Source organism: Salipiger mucosus DSM 16094, assembly GCF_000442255.1.
Classification (GTDB): Bacteria; Pseudomonadota; Alphaproteobacteria; order Rhodobacterales; family Rhodobacteraceae; genus Salipiger; species Salipiger mucosus.
In genome coordinates this window covers 1-16,567 of record NZ_KE557274.1, presented here as the reverse complement: position 1 = coordinate 16,567, position 16,567 = coordinate 1, and the positions used below count along the sequence as shown (strand labels likewise).

At 59.7% G+C, this 16,567-nt stretch carries 18 protein-coding genes; 13 read left to right on the top strand and 5 right to left on the bottom strand.

Going from position 1 to position 16,567, the window contains the following annotated elements; genetic code table 11:
- From SALMUC_RS06060 to SALMUC_RS06035, 6 genes are all read left to right on the top strand, one after another.
- The gene (locus SALMUC_RS06060; protein ID WP_021119900.1) at nucleotides 1-1,314 is read left to right on the top strand and encodes an RNA-guided endonuclease InsQ/TnpB family protein; all 1,314 of its coding nucleotides are present in this window, start codon (nucleotides 1-3) and stop codon (nucleotides 1,312-1,314) included.
- 2 nt (nucleotides 1,315-1,316) lie between these two features.
- A complete protein-coding gene (locus tag SALMUC_RS06055; RefSeq protein WP_156883390.1) occupies nucleotides 1,317-1,799 on the top strand; it encodes a hypothetical protein in 483 nt (160 codons plus the stop codon).
- An 81-nt stretch (nucleotides 1,800-1,880) separates the two neighbouring features.
- Nucleotides 1,881-2,645 (top strand): hypothetical protein, encoded by a 765-nt coding sequence (locus SALMUC_RS06050; RefSeq protein WP_156883389.1) that lies wholly within the window; start codon nucleotides 1,881-1,883, stop codon nucleotides 2,643-2,645.
- A complete protein-coding gene (locus SALMUC_RS06045; protein WP_020043703.1) occupies nucleotides 2,645-2,947 on the top strand; it encodes a hypothetical protein in 303 nt (100 codons plus the stop codon). Before SALMUC_RS06050 ends, SALMUC_RS06045 begins: the two co-directional genes overlap by 1 nt.
- Nucleotides 2,948-3,065: 118 nt before the next feature.
- Nucleotides 3,066-3,587 carry an acyloxyacyl hydrolase gene (locus tag SALMUC_RS06040; RefSeq protein ID WP_020043704.1) on the top strand — a complete coding sequence of 174 codons (522 nt, stop codon included), beginning with the start codon at nucleotides 3,066-3,068 and terminating at the stop codon, nucleotides 3,585-3,587.
- A gap of 348 nt (nucleotides 3,588-3,935) precedes the next feature.
- On the top strand, nucleotides 3,936-4,163 hold the full coding sequence (locus tag SALMUC_RS06035; RefSeq protein WP_020043705.1) for a hypothetical protein: 228 nt from the start codon (nucleotides 3,936-3,938) through the stop codon (nucleotides 4,161-4,163).
- A gap of 55 nt (nucleotides 4,164-4,218) precedes the next feature.
- Here SALMUC_RS06035 and SALMUC_RS06030 read toward each other — a convergent pair whose 3' ends face one another.
- The 3 genes from SALMUC_RS06030 to SALMUC_RS06020 form a co-directional block, all read right to left on the bottom strand.
- Nucleotides 4,219-5,355: a hypothetical protein gene (locus tag SALMUC_RS06030; RefSeq protein ID WP_021119898.1), complete on the bottom strand. Its 1,137-nt coding sequence runs from the start codon at nucleotides 5,353-5,355 to the stop codon at nucleotides 4,219-4,221.
- Between the two features lie 367 nt (nucleotides 5,356-5,722).
- The gene (locus SALMUC_RS06025; RefSeq protein ID WP_037371295.1) at nucleotides 5,723-6,610 is read right to left on the bottom strand and encodes a helix-turn-helix transcriptional regulator; all 888 of its coding nucleotides are present in this window, start codon (nucleotides 6,608-6,610) and stop codon (nucleotides 5,723-5,725) included.
- Between the two features lie 145 nt (nucleotides 6,611-6,755).
- Complete coding sequence (locus SALMUC_RS06020) at nucleotides 6,756-7,688, bottom strand: IS5 family transposase (RefSeq protein ID WP_021119896.1); 933 nt, start codon at nucleotides 7,686-7,688, stop codon at nucleotides 6,756-6,758.
- Nucleotides 7,689-7,798: 110 nt separating this feature from the next.
- Between SALMUC_RS06020 and SALMUC_RS06015 the strand changes: the two genes are divergently transcribed.
- The 6 genes from SALMUC_RS06015 (at nucleotide 7,799) to SALMUC_RS05990 (ending at nucleotide 13,554) form a co-directional block, all read left to right on the top strand.
- Nucleotides 7,799-8,764: a CBASS oligonucleotide cyclase gene (locus tag SALMUC_RS06015; protein ID WP_020043206.1), complete on the top strand. Its 966-nt coding sequence runs from the start codon at nucleotides 7,799-7,801 to the stop codon at nucleotides 8,762-8,764.
- 9 nt (nucleotides 8,765-8,773) lie between these two features.
- The gene (locus SALMUC_RS06010) at nucleotides 8,774-9,286 is read left to right on the top strand and encodes an HORMA-1 domain-containing protein (protein ID WP_021119895.1); all 513 of its coding nucleotides are present in this window, start codon (nucleotides 8,774-8,776) and stop codon (nucleotides 9,284-9,286) included.
- A complete protein-coding gene (locus tag SALMUC_RS06005) occupies nucleotides 9,286-10,230 on the top strand; it encodes an AAA family ATPase (RefSeq protein WP_020043204.1) in 945 nt (314 codons plus the stop codon). The genes SALMUC_RS06010 and SALMUC_RS06005 overlap by 1 nt, the downstream gene beginning before the upstream one ends.
- Nucleotides 10,231-10,239: 9 nt before the next feature.
- Nucleotides 10,240-11,769: an SAVED domain-containing protein gene (locus SALMUC_RS06000; protein ID WP_020043203.1), complete on the top strand. Its 1,530-nt coding sequence runs from the start codon at nucleotides 10,240-10,242 to the stop codon at nucleotides 11,767-11,769.
- An 85-nt stretch (nucleotides 11,770-11,854) separates the two neighbouring features.
- Nucleotides 11,855-12,520 (top strand): DUF6088 family protein, encoded by a 666-nt coding sequence (locus SALMUC_RS05995; protein WP_021119894.1) that lies wholly within the window; start codon nucleotides 11,855-11,857, stop codon nucleotides 12,518-12,520.
- Nucleotides 12,517-13,554, top strand: coding sequence for a nucleotidyl transferase AbiEii/AbiGii toxin family protein (locus tag SALMUC_RS05990; protein ID WP_020043201.1), 1,038 nt, complete (start codon nucleotides 12,517-12,519; stop codon nucleotides 13,552-13,554). Before SALMUC_RS05995 ends, SALMUC_RS05990 begins: the two co-directional genes overlap by 4 nt.
- A 31-nt stretch (nucleotides 13,555-13,585) precedes the next feature.
- On the opposite strand, the gene SALMUC_RS05985 is transcribed toward SALMUC_RS05990, so the two are convergent.
- Nucleotides 13,586-15,055: a PIN domain-containing protein gene (locus tag SALMUC_RS05985; RefSeq protein WP_020043200.1), complete on the bottom strand. Its 1,470-nt coding sequence runs from the start codon at nucleotides 15,053-15,055 to the stop codon at nucleotides 13,586-13,588.
- Nucleotides 15,056-15,314: 259 nt separating this feature from the next.
- Nucleotides 15,315-16,148, bottom strand: coding sequence for an EamA family transporter (locus SALMUC_RS05980; RefSeq protein WP_245584686.1), 834 nt, complete (start codon nucleotides 16,146-16,148; stop codon nucleotides 15,315-15,317).
- A gap of 177 nt (nucleotides 16,149-16,325) precedes the next feature.
- Between SALMUC_RS05980 and SALMUC_RS05975 the strand changes: the two genes are divergently transcribed.
- On the top strand, nucleotides 16,326-16,567 hold a 242-nt coding region (locus tag SALMUC_RS05975), incomplete at its 3' end, for a LysR family transcriptional regulator (RefSeq protein WP_156883388.1).

Sequence of the window (16,567 nt, the reverse complement as noted above, 5' to 3'; positions counted from 1 at the left end):
ATGGGAACAATGGCGCGTCGGAGAGTCACATACAAGGTTTATCCTAACAAGCAGCAGGAAGAGCTGCTTGAAAACACCCGCCGGATGCACTGCGATCTCTATAACGCCGCTCTCGAGGAGCGGATCACCGCTTACCGCAGACGCGGAATCTCGGTCAAGAAGGCCGACCAGGAAAAGTCACTGACGCAGATCCGCCAGCAGGACCCCCTTGGATACGGCGCCATCAACGCCCAGGCATTGCAGGGAACGCTCAAAAGACTGGACGAAGCGTTTCAACATTTCTTTCGGCGGGTGAAGGAGGGACGTGAGGCGCCGGGATTTCCCAGGTTCAAGGCTGGCCGACGCTTCAAGGGGTGGACCTACAAGGCGCATGGGGACGGATGGAGGGTCTTCCCAGGCGCGGACTGGAAGCACGGACGCCTTCGTCTGAGCGGCATCGGGACGATGCAGATCAGGGGAAAGGCGCGAACCCAGGGAGCGCCCAAAACCTGTACCATCACCAAGAAAATCGACGGGTGGTACGCGTCCGTCGTGATCGAATGTCAACCTCGTCGAGACCATGATCAGGACGCCCACGACGCAATGACCATGGACTGGGGGCAGGAAACCTATGCCACGCTGGTCTGGGGGATCGAGGACGACGAGTACGAGGAACTGGCCAACGAGCGGTTCTGGCAAAGCGAAAAAGACAAGATCATCGAGAAGAACCGGGAACTGTCCCAGGCGATCCTCGATGAATACAACGCCTTGCCGAAAGAGGAGAAGAAACAGTGGAAGAAGCCGAGTAAACGCCACCGCCGGAAACGGCGCGAGCTGGCCCGGGCCCATCGTCGATTGTCCAATCGACGCAAGGACCGTAGCCACAAGACCAGCGCCTACATTGCGAAGCGCTGCAAACGCTTCGGCACAGAGAAACTGACCGTCCAGAACATGACGCGGTCAGCAAAGGGATCCGTCGAAAATCCTGGCAAGAACGTCAGGCAGAAGGCGGGAAACAATCGGGAGGCGCTGGATACCGCGCCTGCCGATCTTCTGAAAATGATCCGTTACAAAGTGGAAGAGACTGGTGCGGATTACATCGAGATACCAACGCGCCAGGTAAAACCATCGCAACGATGTCCCGTTGCATGGACCTGTGAGAAAAAGGAGCTGGGCGACCGGAAACACCGGCTCCCGGACGGGCGTGTCATCGGTCGCGATCACGCGTCCGGAGCCACGCAGCTGCGTTGGATGCTAGCAAAATCGGGACAGTCAATCCCGTGGGTCGGGTGCAGGCCTCTGGATTCTCCAGGAAACTCTCACCCAGAGCCGTAGGCTTGGGTGGAGTAGTTCATCAGGCGATGGTGGCCGGCTACTACACCTGGGAGGACGAGTATCGGCACATCGAGGACATCGTCCGCGAGGCGCCGGCCATGATCGACCGGTTTCTCGAGGATCGCGAGGCTGGCATCTCGGATCGTGGAAAACATGGATCAATGACACCGATCCTGAATCCCACCGAGGGCGTTTTCAGCCCATCGGGCGTTCAGGTCGGGATGCACATGTATCCCGGGCTTCTTGTGTCCGGATGGCGGGATCGACGCACCACAGAGGACGACCGGCAATCGAAACTGAGATCCGTCATCGAGGCGGAGCTCTTCGACGGCTCCATGAATGCGCTGGGCCGTCACTACGCGCCGCAGAACAACAGCGGCCAGGATGTCGAGTGGGGACTCCACGAAGAGATCGCGCAGATCACCCTGAAGCACATCCAGGAGCGTCGGCACGATCTCGAGGATGTCGACGAGCCGGCACCGTGACCCGCGCAGGCGCACCCGCGAAAGACGATTTCACTGTGCTTGGGACGATGGTAGACAGTGCCTGAACTGGACGAGATCGACATGACCCAGAATGCCGCCCCCGAGCTGTCCCTCAGGGCCTACGCGACACCGGAGGACCTGCCGGAGTCCCTGCGCAAGTACTGCCAGTCACCGGAGGAGACCGGGACGAAAACATGGTGGTTCAAGCACCCGTTCTATGTCTCCTGGTTCCCGGTAGCGACACCCTGCGATATCGGCGAGCTTATCGACTTCAGGCAGCAGCATTACGAGGCCGAGCTGAAGGCGCGCAACTGGGGTGGCGTATTCGCCGGCGTGGAACGGGCCTTCCGGCTGCCGTTCCTCATGGATCTGGTCTCGAACGGCGAATTCATGGATGCCGAGGAAGATCCGCGGGAAGCCGCCCGGTTCTGGAAAGTGGCAAGAGAGCTCTGGTCCGACGGGGAGGAAGACGAAGACAACCCGATCTGGACCCGGGTGATGACCTGTGGTGTTCCGCACCGCGGCTTCATGACCCGCAGCCGGGATCGGCGCGCACTCCGGGAGATGCCGGAGAACGTCAAGCTCTACCGCGGCGTCCAGTTCGAGCAGTACGAGCGTCCCGATCCCAAGCGGGGCGCGAACGCGGGCTGGGCCTGGTCGTTTTCCGAGGAGACGGCGACCTGGTTTGCGCGGCGTTTTGCCGAACCCGGCGACACGCGGTTTCTCGTGACCGCCGATGTCCCTAAGAGCCGGATCGCCGCCTATATAACCGGGAGAGGAGAAGAAGAGGTCCTGATCGAGCCCGGCTCGGTCGACCCGGCGAGCATGAAAGTGAAGGCAGTCTGATGTTGGACGATCCTGAAATCACACCGCACTCGGAAGGCTGGAAGCCGGCCGGGCACAACATGATGGACGGGATCAGCCGCTGGACGCGCGACGGTGACCTGCTCGTCGTCGGAATGGGCGACGCCCTCAGTAACGGAGAGGGGAGCCCGTATGCCGCAGGCCGTGTCCGTCTCTATCGGTTTAGCGAGCCGGCCAGGCACTTCGACGAGATCGAAGAGGCCCTGCGCGCGGCAAACGAGCCCCGGCGCGCCTTCAAGGTGCAGTTCTCCCTGATCCCGGCCGCGGTGAAGCGGAAGAAGTGACCCGGAAGGCGCCCTGACAGGTTTCTGGCCACGGGCTCTCTTCAGATGACGTGGGTGACAGTCTGGACTTCGAAAACCATCTGCGCGATGCCTTCCCCAGAGAACGCTGGAGACTGACATGGCCGATGGCACCTTCGCCGCGCTGCTGCTGATTGCAGGGCTGACCGACATGGGAACGAACTACTGCCGAACCGCCACCGGGTGCCTCGGTGCCGGGGACCAGGGATCCCGGGTCGCGTTCTCTGCCGGCACGACAGTTTCTCGGCGGGCCGACGAAGGCCCGGAAGGCTACCTGCGCTACGACTTCGGGCGCACCATCGGACCTTTCGGCCAGGCGCTGGGCCTGTCGCTGGGCGAGGAGAGCGGTGCCTGGGTGGGCTACGGGCTGACCTGGAAGACGTTTCTCGGGACCAGCCCGTTCTACACCGAACTGCACGCGATGCCGGGGCTCTATGCCGCGGGGGACGACTTCGACCTCGGCGGGTCCGTGGAATTCCGGTCGGGCATCGAGTTCGGGTACGAGGCGCGCAACGGGTGGCGCTACGGGGTGAGCTACGATCACCGGTCGAACGCTGGCCTCTACGACGAGAACCCGGGGATCGAAAGCGTGCAGTTCCGGGTCAGCATGCCGCTGAGGTGAAGCGCAAGCGGGGAGCCCGTGAGTGTTTCCTGAACGTGCAGTGTCGTCCATTCGACAAGATGGTGTTCACATCTCGGAACCTCGATGGAGGCGTACTGGTTTCGCACCTCCGGCCTACTCAGAACGGTTGGATGCAACGCCCTCTGCAGGAGCAAACTCATGTCGCGCGATACCTGGATGCTTATCGTTGCTATCATGGCCTTGGTGGTCATTAGCTTCGTGTCCGTGCAGATGAGCTGACAGTGAGCGCCCGGGGCAGACATGGCGGGAGGTCTTCTTGCCCGCCCTGCATTGTGGGAGAACTGGACCCCGCGCCCCGGGAGAGTCCTCAATTTCAGGATCCGTGTCATGACCGACGCTGAACGACGCCTCCGGACAGACGGATGGATCTCCGTACAGCCCGACATGTTCGACGCCCAGCGCCAGTCTCACTGGGTCAAGGGCGACTTGGAGCTCGTGCTCGAGAAGGGCGTCTATTTCCTGATGGAGAGCAAGCGTGTTATCTCCGAGAGCGAGGACGTCAGGCTGATCATCGAGAAGTCGCACGAGGTGAAGGTGACCGCGAAGGGAAGGTGAAGTTTGGAGTGTCGTGAGTCATTTCAATAATGCCGTGTCGACGACGCTGGCTGACTCAGTCATTGCTATAATGCAGCAGACGCACTTCGCCGGTATCAACCTGGACGGCATAGATACGGTAACCCCCGGTGACTGGATTGCTGCTGCCGCCGCGCGCGACAGCTTCGAGAAGGAGCCATCCGTTGCTGAACACGTGAGGTGTCAGTGGAGGTCCGTGTTCGTTGCCGTAGTCGAATAGATCGGTCAGTCCGGGAAAGCCCGTGGTCGGGATGAAGATCGAAGAACGACTTCCGTCCAATCCGAAGATCTTGATTTCGCCTGGTCGTGAGAATGCGCCGGTGGCAATCAGCAAACGGTTCTCCGGATCATAGAGTAACCCCGCGGCGTCATACTCGTCGAGGTTGGTCACGACCGCCCATGACCCGGTCTGCACATCGACAGAGTAAAGGTATCCCTCGTCGCCGTACGTGACGCAATAGATCATCTGCGAGCCCGGGTCGTACACCGCCGCTGCCGGCAAGAGGACATCAGTGACATCGGGTGCGACCGCAAACCGGCGTGTGCCTGTCGGGCTCGAAAGGGTGATCCCATTCTCATCGAAAACCAGAGTGAATTCTGTGCTGTCACCCCTGTTCCGGTCCCAGTCGCGGATCTTCGGCGGCAGATCGTCGCTTTCGCCCAAGCGCTGCGAAAGGTAGTCACGCGTGAGACCGGCGGTTCTCGTGTCGATGTAATCCACCCTCACTGGCACATCGGTTGCCTTGTGTACCCCCTGAAAGCTGCTTAGGCGCTCTGTTGCCATAATGTCCGTCACGCTGTCGACCAGCGTTCGGAACTCACGCCCCAGTGGGCGAAAAGCCAAGGGCAGCCCAGAGACCTGTACGCCAGCCACCGGGATCCCGTTAAGAGTGACCTCGCTGTCTCTTGGGCCAGGGCCGCTCCTGATGATTTCACCGATGATGGTTCCGGTCGTTGCTTCGATCTTCCAGTGCAATTCGCCATTGTCCAGCAACACAAGGCCGATCTCCACGCCCCGGCGATCTACCATTATCCGGGCCTCTGGCAAGGCATAGTAATCTTCAGTCTCGTGCCCGTCGCCGACCGACACGACATGGACCTCGCGCTCGGCCAATGCTGGACCGGCAAGTCCTGAGAGAAGGCTGACAAGCAATATTTTATGCAAATTGAACATCGGTGTCCTGTGTCTCATGGAGCGAATGGGCACTAATTGACCGAGGTGTGCGTTTAACAGGACCGCCATGCATCCTATCGCAAAGGCCCACTGTCGTCGAGACTGGCTGCCCAAGGCATTGCGCTCATCGTGTGCCTGTTCAACGTGAAAGGCCGACCTTCGCAGGGGCTCGCCGCTGCGGCAGCATCGCGGAGCGGGGTGCCTTCGGGAGAGCGGGCGGAAAGCGGTCGTTCGCTGCAAAAGCAAGTGAATCTATCGTGGTCACGGAAAGAAGACGTTCAAAGACTCGCAAATAGCGCTGAGGATGTGCTTTCAGAACCAATATATAATTGGGATCTCTTCCTTTAACAGCGGTCGAGGGATGCCCTTAGGCCTCGGCGCACAGCTCCTTAGATTTCTCGCGTGCTGTGACGATAGCTTCCTCTACCTGAGAGAGATTTTTGAGGTGAATCTGCGCGCGTGCCGGTTCAAGGACATCTATATCCAGGTTCAGACGCTTGATGAAATAGTATGCCAACGACAGGCGCATCTCAATCCTCCGCACCCCATCGCGCATGTCGTAGTCGCACTGGATTGCTTCGCTCTGTGCCTCGCTCAAGCCCGGATGCGGGCATAACAGGAGTTCTATCTTGTTTTGCCAAGCAAGGTCATTCTCCGGGTCAAAGGACTCTGGTCTCAGTTTGCCAAGTCGCTCGATCCGTGTCAGGACGAAATCGCGGAACTCCTTTCGTTCACAGCAATATGCACGCGCGTGCCACCTATGACCGTCAAAGGCTAAGGCGTGGGGCGCGATATCGCGCCAGCGCGTACTTGTGAGGGACCGGTAGTGAATGGAGACGGCCTTCTTCGACCGAATGGCCGTCAGGATTTTCTGAAGAACATCGGCACGCACATCGCGAACGATCTCTGGAGCAACATCCACGCTGGGCAACTGACTGAACGGTAGGTCCTCGCGTTTTACGACGCCGTTGACCAAAGCCCGTAGCTGCAAAAGGAGGCGGTTGGCCGACACCTGTAGGAAACGCGGCTTCATTGGTTTGGTCGCGACGAAACGCTTCTCTGTCGCATTGTAGGCGATGTTCTCGCCTGCGACTTCGCGGTAGTTTCGCAAGTCCACTGATGCTTGTGGGGTGGAGATACCGAAGCGGTCCTCAAGATCGCTTCTGTTTAGGTGACCTTCCCAAAAGAGCCGCCACTCGATGAATTCAAACCTAGGAGCGAGGTTGCGGCTCGGAGATGGCACATCATCTGTCATGGTATACCCCTATCGGTTCTTGACAGGTATAGCAGCTATACCCATATAGTTTCAATAGTGTTGATGCGAGTCGGCGGGAGGAGCCTCGGATGGCATTGTTGCAGAAAGGCGGCTTGAGGCGTGACTTCCCCTTTCCCCTTTAGTTTCAGGCCACGCGGACGATCTCGGCGGTGCCGAGGGCATTAAAGCGATTGATAAGGGCGACCCGGATGTGGATTTCGGCGGTTTGCCGATCAGGATCCCGTGCGGCGATGCGCTCGCCGAAGGCCTTCAGGCATCGCATCCTGGCCTCCACGCGGCTGCGGGCGTGGTATCCCGTCCACCGTTTCCAGAACGCCCGACCGTAGTGACGTGTGGCGCGCAGGGTTTCGTTGCGGGCCCGGGCGGCTGGGCAATCATCCTTCCACGGTCGGCCATTCTTGCGGATCGGGATGATCGCCGTGCCACCGCGTGCGTTGATGGCACCGTGGCAGCGGCGGGTATCGTAGGCGCCATCCGCGGTCACGGTGCCGATGTCCTCGTCCTCGGGGATCTGGTCGAGCAGGTCCGGCAGGACGGGGCTGTCGCCGTCCCGGCTGGGGGTGAACTCGACCGCGCGGATGTCGGATGTGGCGGTGTCCATCGCCAGATGCACCTTGCGCCATTGGCGTCGCCCCTGAACACCGTGCTTGCGGGCCTGCCACTCGCCATCGCCGAGGAACTTGATGCCGGTGCTATCCACCAGCAGGTTCAGCGGCCCGCCAGCACGGCGATAGGGGATCTGCACCTTCAGGGTCTTCTGCCTCCGGCTCAAGGTCGAATAGTCCGGAACGGGCCAGTCCAGCCCCGCGAGACGCAGCAGACTGGCGACCAGCCCGGCGGTCTGCCTGAGCGGCAGCTTGAACAGCACCTTGATCGACAGGCAGAACTGGATCGCCGCATTCGAGAACACCGGCGGGCGCCCAGGGCGGCCCTCATGCGGCGCGTGCCAGACCATCTCCTTGTCCAGCCAGATCAGCAAAGACCCGCGCTTGCGGAGCGCAGCGTTGTAGGCGGACCAGTTCGTCGTGCGGTAGCGGGCGGGCTTGGGCTTGCTCATGCTGCTCGTCTAATCGCATGGATTCCCGATGTGAATCCTTCACCCGCTGAGTTCTGCAACAACGCCGCCTCGGATCGAAACGAAGATGCCGCAGCACGAAAGGCTGGAGGATGAGCAGAGATCACGTAGGCCACCGCGAAATCGAGCAGTTTGCGACGGATCGGGTCAACCTTCCGAAGGAAAAGGCGAACGAGTACCGGGCCCAGGCTCGTAGGCTTCGCGAGAAGCTTGAGGGCTACCTCGACGAGCATCCCGACTTCACGCTGCGAAAAATGTTGCTCTCGGGAAGCTTGGCGAAAGGCACCGCGCTTCGGTCGCTGAACGACATTGACGTGGCCTGTTACGTCAGCGGAGCGGACGCCCCTCGCGATGTCGACGAACTCCTCAACTATATTGCCGAGCGCTTGCGCAAGGCATTCCCGAACTTCTCGCCGGATCAGGTTCAGCCGCAGACCTACTCGGTGACCGTCTCCTTCAAGGGGACCGGCTTGGATGTCGATATTGTTCCCATCCTCTACAGCGGTGATCCTCGGTGGTATGGCGATCTCGTGAGCCAGGAGGACGGTTCCTATCTCAAGACCAGTATCCCCCTGCATCTCGAGTTCGCTAGAAAGCGCAAGAAAGCTCAGGAGACACACTTCGCTCAGGTGGTACGGCTCGTGAAATTCTGGGCCCGCCGCCTCAAGAACGAGGATCCCGACTTTCGGTTCAAGTCATTCATGATCGAGATGATCATGGCCAGACTCTGCGACGATGGTCTCGATCTGAGCGACTATCCTGAAGCGCTTCAGCACTTCTTTACCTACATCGCGAGGAGCAGCCTGCGCGAGCGTATAGTGTTCGCTGACTACTATCCACCCTCCAGCGTTGGGTCGCTGGGCGACCCAGTTCAGATCATCGATCCGGTCAATGCCGAGAACAATGTCGCGCGTCTGTACACACCGTCCAACGCGAACATGATCGTTGAGGCCGCGCTTGAAGCCGGCGATGCAATAGATTCCGCGCTAGCGGCGCCAACAAAACAGGAGACCGTTGCCTACTGGCAAAAGGTCTTCGGTTTGACATTCCAGGTTTGAGGTAGAGCAATGTCCTACAGCCTTACAGTTTCCGAAAGCTCCACTTTCACGGTGACGCACGCGCGTCACATGGCGGCCAAGGTGGCGACGGACCTCAAGCGCTTGCAGCGTTTTTATGGGTCGCCCAGCGACACCAGCATCTCCAACTACGAATCCGAGGCGATCGCGCTGATGAAGGCTGGATATCTGAACTACGTTTGGTACGGGTTCAAACGCAACGGTCTCTGGATCGAACCGACGCTGAAATACACGGCGCAGGATCTTTGCAACGGATCGGTCGACGATGATCCAGGAAAGATCCGTCCAGGCGCTGATATCTCCGGCGCGTCCTTCGCCAGCTATCTGACCTACAGCCCCAAATGGCATGCTTTGAGCACCGCTGAGCAGGACGCCTTCGAACGTGGGCTGCCCTACATCCGAACCGGTGCTGCAGAACCGGCGGTCAATGGCTACCTGGCGAACGACAAGACTTACTCGTCCGGTGGGCGGGCACTTGAACGCGCAATGGTGCGGAGCTTCTGATGCAGACAACACCGAGCCTTGACGAGCTCTTCGGTCGACGCCTTGTCTATCCAGATTTCGAGCCGCAAGAGCGGCTTGCTCGTCTGGTTGGCCTTGATCAGCAAAAGGACCGGCTGACAAAAGTCCTTGGCCTTCTGGTAAACCCGGCCGGATTGACGGAATGGGCCGATCGGCATCATCCCGGCGCGACCGCGCTCTTGGACACAGTGCTGCGCAGACCACCACTGGTCGTGCTTGCCGGCGATGTCGGCTCGGGCAAGACCGAACTCGCCGAGACGATCGGCGATGCCGTGGCCCGACAAGAAAAGATCGAGATCACGCTTCTTCCATTGAGTCTGTCGACCCGCGGTCAGGGCCGGGTCGGTGAAATGACCCAGCTGATTTCGGCGGCGTTCGACTACACGTTGGAGGAGGCTGGCAAGCTGACGACGGGCAATGGGCGTAGCCGTGGCGCAGTTATCTTGCTGGTTGATGAGGCGGACGCCTTGGCCCAATCCCGCGAGGCGAGCCAGATGCACCATGAAGACCGTGCAGGCGTGAACGCGTTCATCAGGGGCGTTGATCAAATCGCCAATGCCAAGGCACCTGCAGCTGTTATCATGTGCACGAACCGCCTGAATTCTCTGGATCCGGCCGTCAAGCGCCGAGCGGCTGACATCCTGGAGTTTTCGCGCCCTGACGACACTCAGCGTCACTTCGTTCTCGCATCGCGCCTCGAGCCCCTTGGGCTTTCTCAGCAGCATCTCAAGGCACTGGTTGATGCGACCGGTATGGTCGACGGGAGAAAATACGGCTTCACCTTTTCTGATCTGACACAGCGGCTCATTCCCTCGCTGGTCCTCGACGCCTATCCATCTCGACCGGTTGATGGCGCACGCGCCGTCAAGATCGCACGCGGAATTAATCCGACACCGCCCTTCCAGGACACATCTACAAACGGTTGATGCAAAGCGATGACGCAGGCGGTTACGGCTCGACGCGATGGCGATACATTCCAGGCTCGCCAGTTTTGGCTTCGGGCAGGTCAGTTGCTCGACCCGGCAAGCCCAATTGTTCGTGTTGGCTTTGAAAGTGGTCCGAAAAGCTTCGACGACGTGTGGACGGAATATGCTTCCGGCCGGGAGCCGAAAGACGCGTCGGGCAATCCGCTGGGAAGAGAGCATATTCAGTCGAAATGGCACGCAACGCCAGGAACCTACGGTTACGCCGATCTGACCGATCCGGACTTCATCAACGCGAACGCCCGGTCTTTGCTGCAGCGCGCTCGCGACGCCCAACTACAAAATGCGCCTCGTGGTGCGGGCAGTCAGTTCAAACTGGTGACGAACTGGCACCTCGACCGCGGCGACAATCTCAATCCTCTTATCAGCCTGCGGTCCGGGTCTATCCGCCTTGATCGCCTCTTCGGGACGAAAACCGACAATAGTAAAGCCGGGCAGATCCGAAAATCTTGGCGAGACCATCTGGAACTCGATGATGACGAGTTGCGGCTGTTCGCCGGCACGTTAGCCTTCGGTCCTACGTCCGGGACCCTTGACGAGCTGCGCGGCTGGCTCGACATCCTATTTGCCTCGGTCGGATTACGCCGGGTCCCGGCTCACGAGAGCTCGTTTTTCTACGATGACCTGATCTTTCAGTGGATGGCGCAGGGCCGCCTTGAGTTCGATGAAAAGAGCTTAAGGGCGACTTGCACGGAAGAGGGTCTGTTCGGCGACCAGGAGGATCGACCCAGGGTGTATGGTGTGAAATCGTTCGAACACGCCTACGACCGGCTTGAGAACCGGTGTGACGATGTTTTGAATCTCGTACCGGCTTTCGACAAAAGATTCATTCAAGACGATGCGGATTGGTCGTCGCGCCTTTATCCGGAACTCGCCGCGTTTCTTCGCGACGCTGCGGGGGATCGACAAGAGCTGCGGCTGGCGCTTGACGCACATACGACCTTAGCGTTTGCCGCCGGGAGCATCCTCGATGTGAAATCCGGGCGCCACGTGGAGCTGGAGCAGCGAACGCCGAAGCGAGACGTCTGGAGCGCCGATGATGTTCCGGCGGATCCGAGTTGGCCAGGGCTGAAACAAACGGTTGTCGGTCTGAACCCAGAAGCTCCCGATATCGCCGTCGCCATAGGCATCACGCATGACATCACCGATGATGTCCGGCGCTATGTGGACGGTCACTTGCCTGATGCCGGGCGTTTGTTGGTCCTAGGTCCATCTTCGGGTCCAGGGTACCATTCTGTCGCGGCCGGACGGCATGCGTTTGAGTTGGCTCAATCGGCAAAGAACGCCATACGTGCAGCGTTGGCGGAAGCACCGCAGGAAGCTCACACTCACATTTTCATCGCAGCACCGAATGCGCTTACGTTCTTTCTAGGGCAGCAGTCACCTGTGCTCGGACGCGTTCGGCTCTATGAGTTTGATTTTGAGGGTGCGCGGGATCGGACCTATCGTCCTTCTTTGACCCTTCCTGTAACCACCTCCTAGGGCGGGTGCGTCGGCATCGCAGTGTCTGAAATATGTAGCAAACTTCGGACTCGCTTATGTCCGAAATATGCGGTAATCTTCGGACATGACGGATAGTACATCACCCGCAACTTTGCCCACTCAGATCCTTGACCGGATCAATGCCGAACCCGCGAAGGTTTGGACGCCGGGAGACTTTGCGGATACCGGTTCGCGCGACGCCGTTGACAAGGCCCTCCAGCGACTGGCCAAGTCCGGCGAGCTCCGCCGCATCGAGCGCGGCCTCTACGACAAGCCGCGACTCAACAAGCTGACCGGGAAACCGTCTGCACCGGACTACCGCGCCGTCATCGAAGCTGTCGCGCGGCGGGACAAGGCGCGCTTTGTCGTTGACGGCATGACCGCGGCCAACACTCTCGGACTGACAAACGCCGTACCCGCCAAAATCGAGGTCTTGGTCGATGCCCGCCTGAAACCCATCGAAATGGGCAACCAAAAAATCGTCTTCAAGCATGCTGCGCCCAGCCGTCTCTACTGGGCGGGTCGTCCTGGTATGTATCTTGTTCAGGCACTGCACTGGGTCCATGATGCCATGCAGGGCGACACCGAGCGCTCGAAGGTCGATCGGACCATTCGAAAGCTGCTCAACGATCGTGACGAAGGGCGAAAGCTCGCCGACGACCTTCGCATCGGTCTCTCGGCCATGCCGATTTGGATGCAGGACATCTTGCGTGGACCAATCATGTCGGCAGGTACGGCGAACGACACATGACGACAGACGCATTCTTGAACGTCATCCGTGCAGACCCTGCCGACCGAACTGATCTCTTCCTCACGACGGCCCGGCGGCTGGGAGCGCCCCTGGTCAACGTCGAGAAAGACTTCTGGGTGTGCTGGACGCTCAACACTCTTTACCATCGACTTCCGACGGGCGGCCCACGTCTTCTCTTCAAAGGCGGCACGTCGCTCTCAAAGGCTTACGGTCTGATCAACCGGTTCTCGGAAGATATCGACGTCACCGTCTTTAGGGATGACCTCGGGCACCCTGGCAGCACGGCCGAGATCGCGGCGCTTTCCAACAAGAAGAGGAAGGCTGCTCTTGACGCGATTGCAGCGGACTGCAGCCACTACATCACCAAAAAGCTTCTTCCAGCGGTTTCTGAGGCATTGGAGGCCGACACCGGTGGGATGGGGCGCGTCGAAGTCGATGACGGCGATCCAAGCGCTCAGACTTTGCTTGTTTGGTATCCGCGAGTGGATGCATCTGAAACTGGATATGTGCAAGCCGCAGTTAAGATAGAGTCGGGCGCCAAATCCGCCCTCGATCCGAACCGACCAGTCACGATCGTTCCCTACATCGATGCTGATCTCGAAGCATTGGATCTCAGAGTGCCAGATGTCACGACGATCCATGCCGAGCGCACCTTCTGGGACAAAATCGTCATTGCTCATGGCTTGCGCAGCTGGTTCGAACGGCGCGGCGAGCTTCGCCAGGACGGGCAGCGGATTTCGCGGCACTACTACGATCTCCACTCGCTCCTGACCTTGGATGTTGGTGAGTTAGCTGTCGAGGATTTGCCGCTCGGTATGGACTGTATTGAGCACGCCCGAACCTTCTTCAATCGACCGGACTACAATCTCGCTGCTGCGGCACCTGGATCATTTGCTCTTCGACCGATCGGCGACATGGTTGATCGCTTGGCTCGGGACTACGAAAACACCGAAGCGATGATCTTTGGCGATGCCCCCGATTTCGAGGATATCCTGTCGTCGATCGCTGAGATCGAGGATCGACTCAACGCTTGACTTGCTCAGTACGGCGTAGCCTTCGGATGACCTAAGTTTCCGAGCTGCGTCCTCGTTGAGTTGTCGCAGTGATCAGACCAAGAACAGCGTCATAAGTGGATCGGCTCTCGAACTCAATCTCGATAGGCAATCGCAGGATCTCAGGATCGCTCAGATTGGCAGCCTCGACGACAACCTCCAGCATGGCATTACCACGGTCGGTGCTGGCATCGAACGAATCGATGATGCAAAGGCACTCGAACTCTTCAGCGGCCCCACCATGGCGAAACTGCTCACAGGTTAGACTGAAGCTATCAACGTAAGAGTAGGGGCGCTCGCGATAGAAGAAATTGTTTGGATCTCGAGTTCGATCAACGTGCGGATTCAGGAGGTGTGATGGCGGAAACGGATCCCGTGGCATGAGCTGCTGTCCGAAGGCGGCAAAAGAGGACCCATAGGGGTCAAGCTTCTTCCACTTCCCCTGCGGCGGCGTCGGAGCTTCTGGAAAAGCGATTGGCGTCTCGTCCGAAGGCCGTTCCGATTGGCGCGGCGGCGGCATAATCGCGAGTGGACCATGCGCGGAAAACGAGATGAGCAAATCCTGCGCAGGACGCGTTCCTTCATTGATGAGCGAGATGACAATCTCAAACTGGCGATGAAAGGCTCCAAGGCCTTCATGTGCAGTTACCAACAGGTCACGGCATTTCTCTTGCCACGCCGGGTAATCAGCCTCCGTATACTTTTCGATGTCGCGGTCACTCGCAGTTTCAAACTCATACTGCACCATCCCGAGATTTAGGGCACTCCCGACCGCGTTGCGAGGATTTCGGTCTTTCTCGCGTTCGAAGTTTGTTTCCTTGGGATTGGCGTCCTCAAGTAGTCCCATCAACGTTTCAATTTGGTCCTCCTCCAGTGGTGCGAACAACGGAGCCACGAGTTTGACCGGCGTTTCGACATTGGCCGAAAGCACGAGGCGCGGCTCCTGCAGGCGAAGCCGTTCGACTTCAGCTTTCAGCTGGTCACGTTCCTTGTCTTCATCTGTACGCTCCGGTTCTCGCCGCCACTCATCCGGGATCGGTAGAATCCGCACACCAAGGGCTTTGGCTTTCCGCAGGGGACGGGTGTCGTCCGAGAATAGCGTAACGACAGCATCATACCGAGTGTCGGCGATAGATTTTGCGATCGCGACGAGACGGTCATCGGCGTTGCCCAAATCCAAAGTATTGTAGTTCTCCAGCCCAACGCTTGTGTCATCGAGCACGAGAACAACGCGAGGGTCTGCTTCCTGGATCACGTAGTGCTCTGCTCCAGTGATAAGCATCTCCCGGAATCGCTTCGTCCATTTGATCGCAGATCGTCTCAGTCGTCCACGCGACGATTTTTTGTGCTCGTCGAGTTCTGTCTGCACCTCTTCCGATACGACTAGGACGATCTCGTTCGTTTCTCCGAGGTTGGCCCACGGGAGGTTCTCCAGAGCCCGAAATTCGTGAAAGAGATTTGTGTCAACAACAAGCAGCAACATCGGGCACCTCAGGTTCGCGCAAAGATGGCCCATACTACTCGGCTGTGGCCCTGCGTTGCAGTTTTAGGATACCCAGTCATTTGCCGGAAGGCCATGCTGCACAATCAATGCAGGTCCGCTTTGGCGGGCTGCACCGCAGCGACGAACGTCGGCGGCCAATGTCTCCTTTGGGCCGCCTCCGCCGGGCAGGCCGTCTCAACAGAGCGAGTTGGCCGCTGCGGTGGCGCGGGTCCGCTTCGAACCCGGCTGAGGGTCCAGATCAGCAGCAATGATCTTTCAGTTCCTGTCGTCTGCCGCTCATGAGGATCGCGCTGCACGCGATCAGGGCGATCCCGAGGGCTTCCCGGGCCGTGGGAATGTCTCCGAAAAAGACGGCGCCAAAGACGGCCGCGAAGCCCAGGTAGGCGGTATCGAAGACACCGACAACCGGCGTCGGGGCCACCCGGTAGGCCGTCGCGACCGCCGTGGCGATCACCGCCAAGAGGCATCCGAGCACGAACGCGAGGCTCCAGTCCGCGAGCGTGAGCCTTGGCCAGAGCGCCAGAATGAAGCTCTCAGTGCCGCCCGGCCGAATGAGCGAGAGAAGCAGTAGCGCCGCGGCGGCCACGCAGACGAGACAGACGTTGAGCGTCAGGGCCATCGCACCCGGGCTTTCCGCCTGGCACCGGCTCCAGGTGATGAGGCCCGCCAGAGCATAGAACGCGGCAGCTGCGAGCGGGAGCAGCAGCAGAGGGGTGAACGTGTCGGCCGAGGGCGACACTGCCAGCAGCACCCCTGCAAGAGACATTGCCACGGCGGTCCATCCGTGTCCGCCGATCGTCATGCCCAGCAGGACGCGCCCCAGTAGCGCCATCCAGGCGGGCGCGGTGTAGTAGCACGCTGCGGCGAGGGCGAAGGACATGGCCGGTAGCGCTGCGTAATAGCTCAGCCACATAGCCGCGAGGCAGAGACTACGCGCCCAGACCCAGCCGCGGCGGTTGAGACTAAGGCTCGACCGGCCATGCATGGGCAGGAGCCAGGCGGCGAGCAGCACTGCGGCAACGGTCGATCGCAGCAGGACCAGCTGTGCCAGCCCGAAGCTGTCTCCACTCATCTTCACCAATGCGTCGGAGAAGGACAGAAGCGAAACCGCCGTGAGGATCGCGATGATGCCGTGCGTCGTCCCGTCAGGAGGCGGGCTGTGATCGATTTTCCATGCCATATGCGATGGAAACCACGGGTTGCTTCCTTCATAAAATGAGAATGGCGCGCCAATGCATGAGGATTTGGAATGGTTCGCCGCTCGTTGCCGCCGTTGTCTCGCCTTCCTGCCTTCGAAGCGGCCGCCCGACATGAAAGCTTCACCGCCGCCGCCGAGGAGCTCGGTCTGACGCAGACCGCTGTGACCAAGCAGATCGCCGCCCTGGAGGCGGATCTCGGCCTGCGGCTCTTCGAGCGTCGCAACAGGGCCGTCTTCCTGACCGAGGCCGGGCGCGCCTACGGACAGGTTGTCGGCGCGGCCCTCGCCGATAT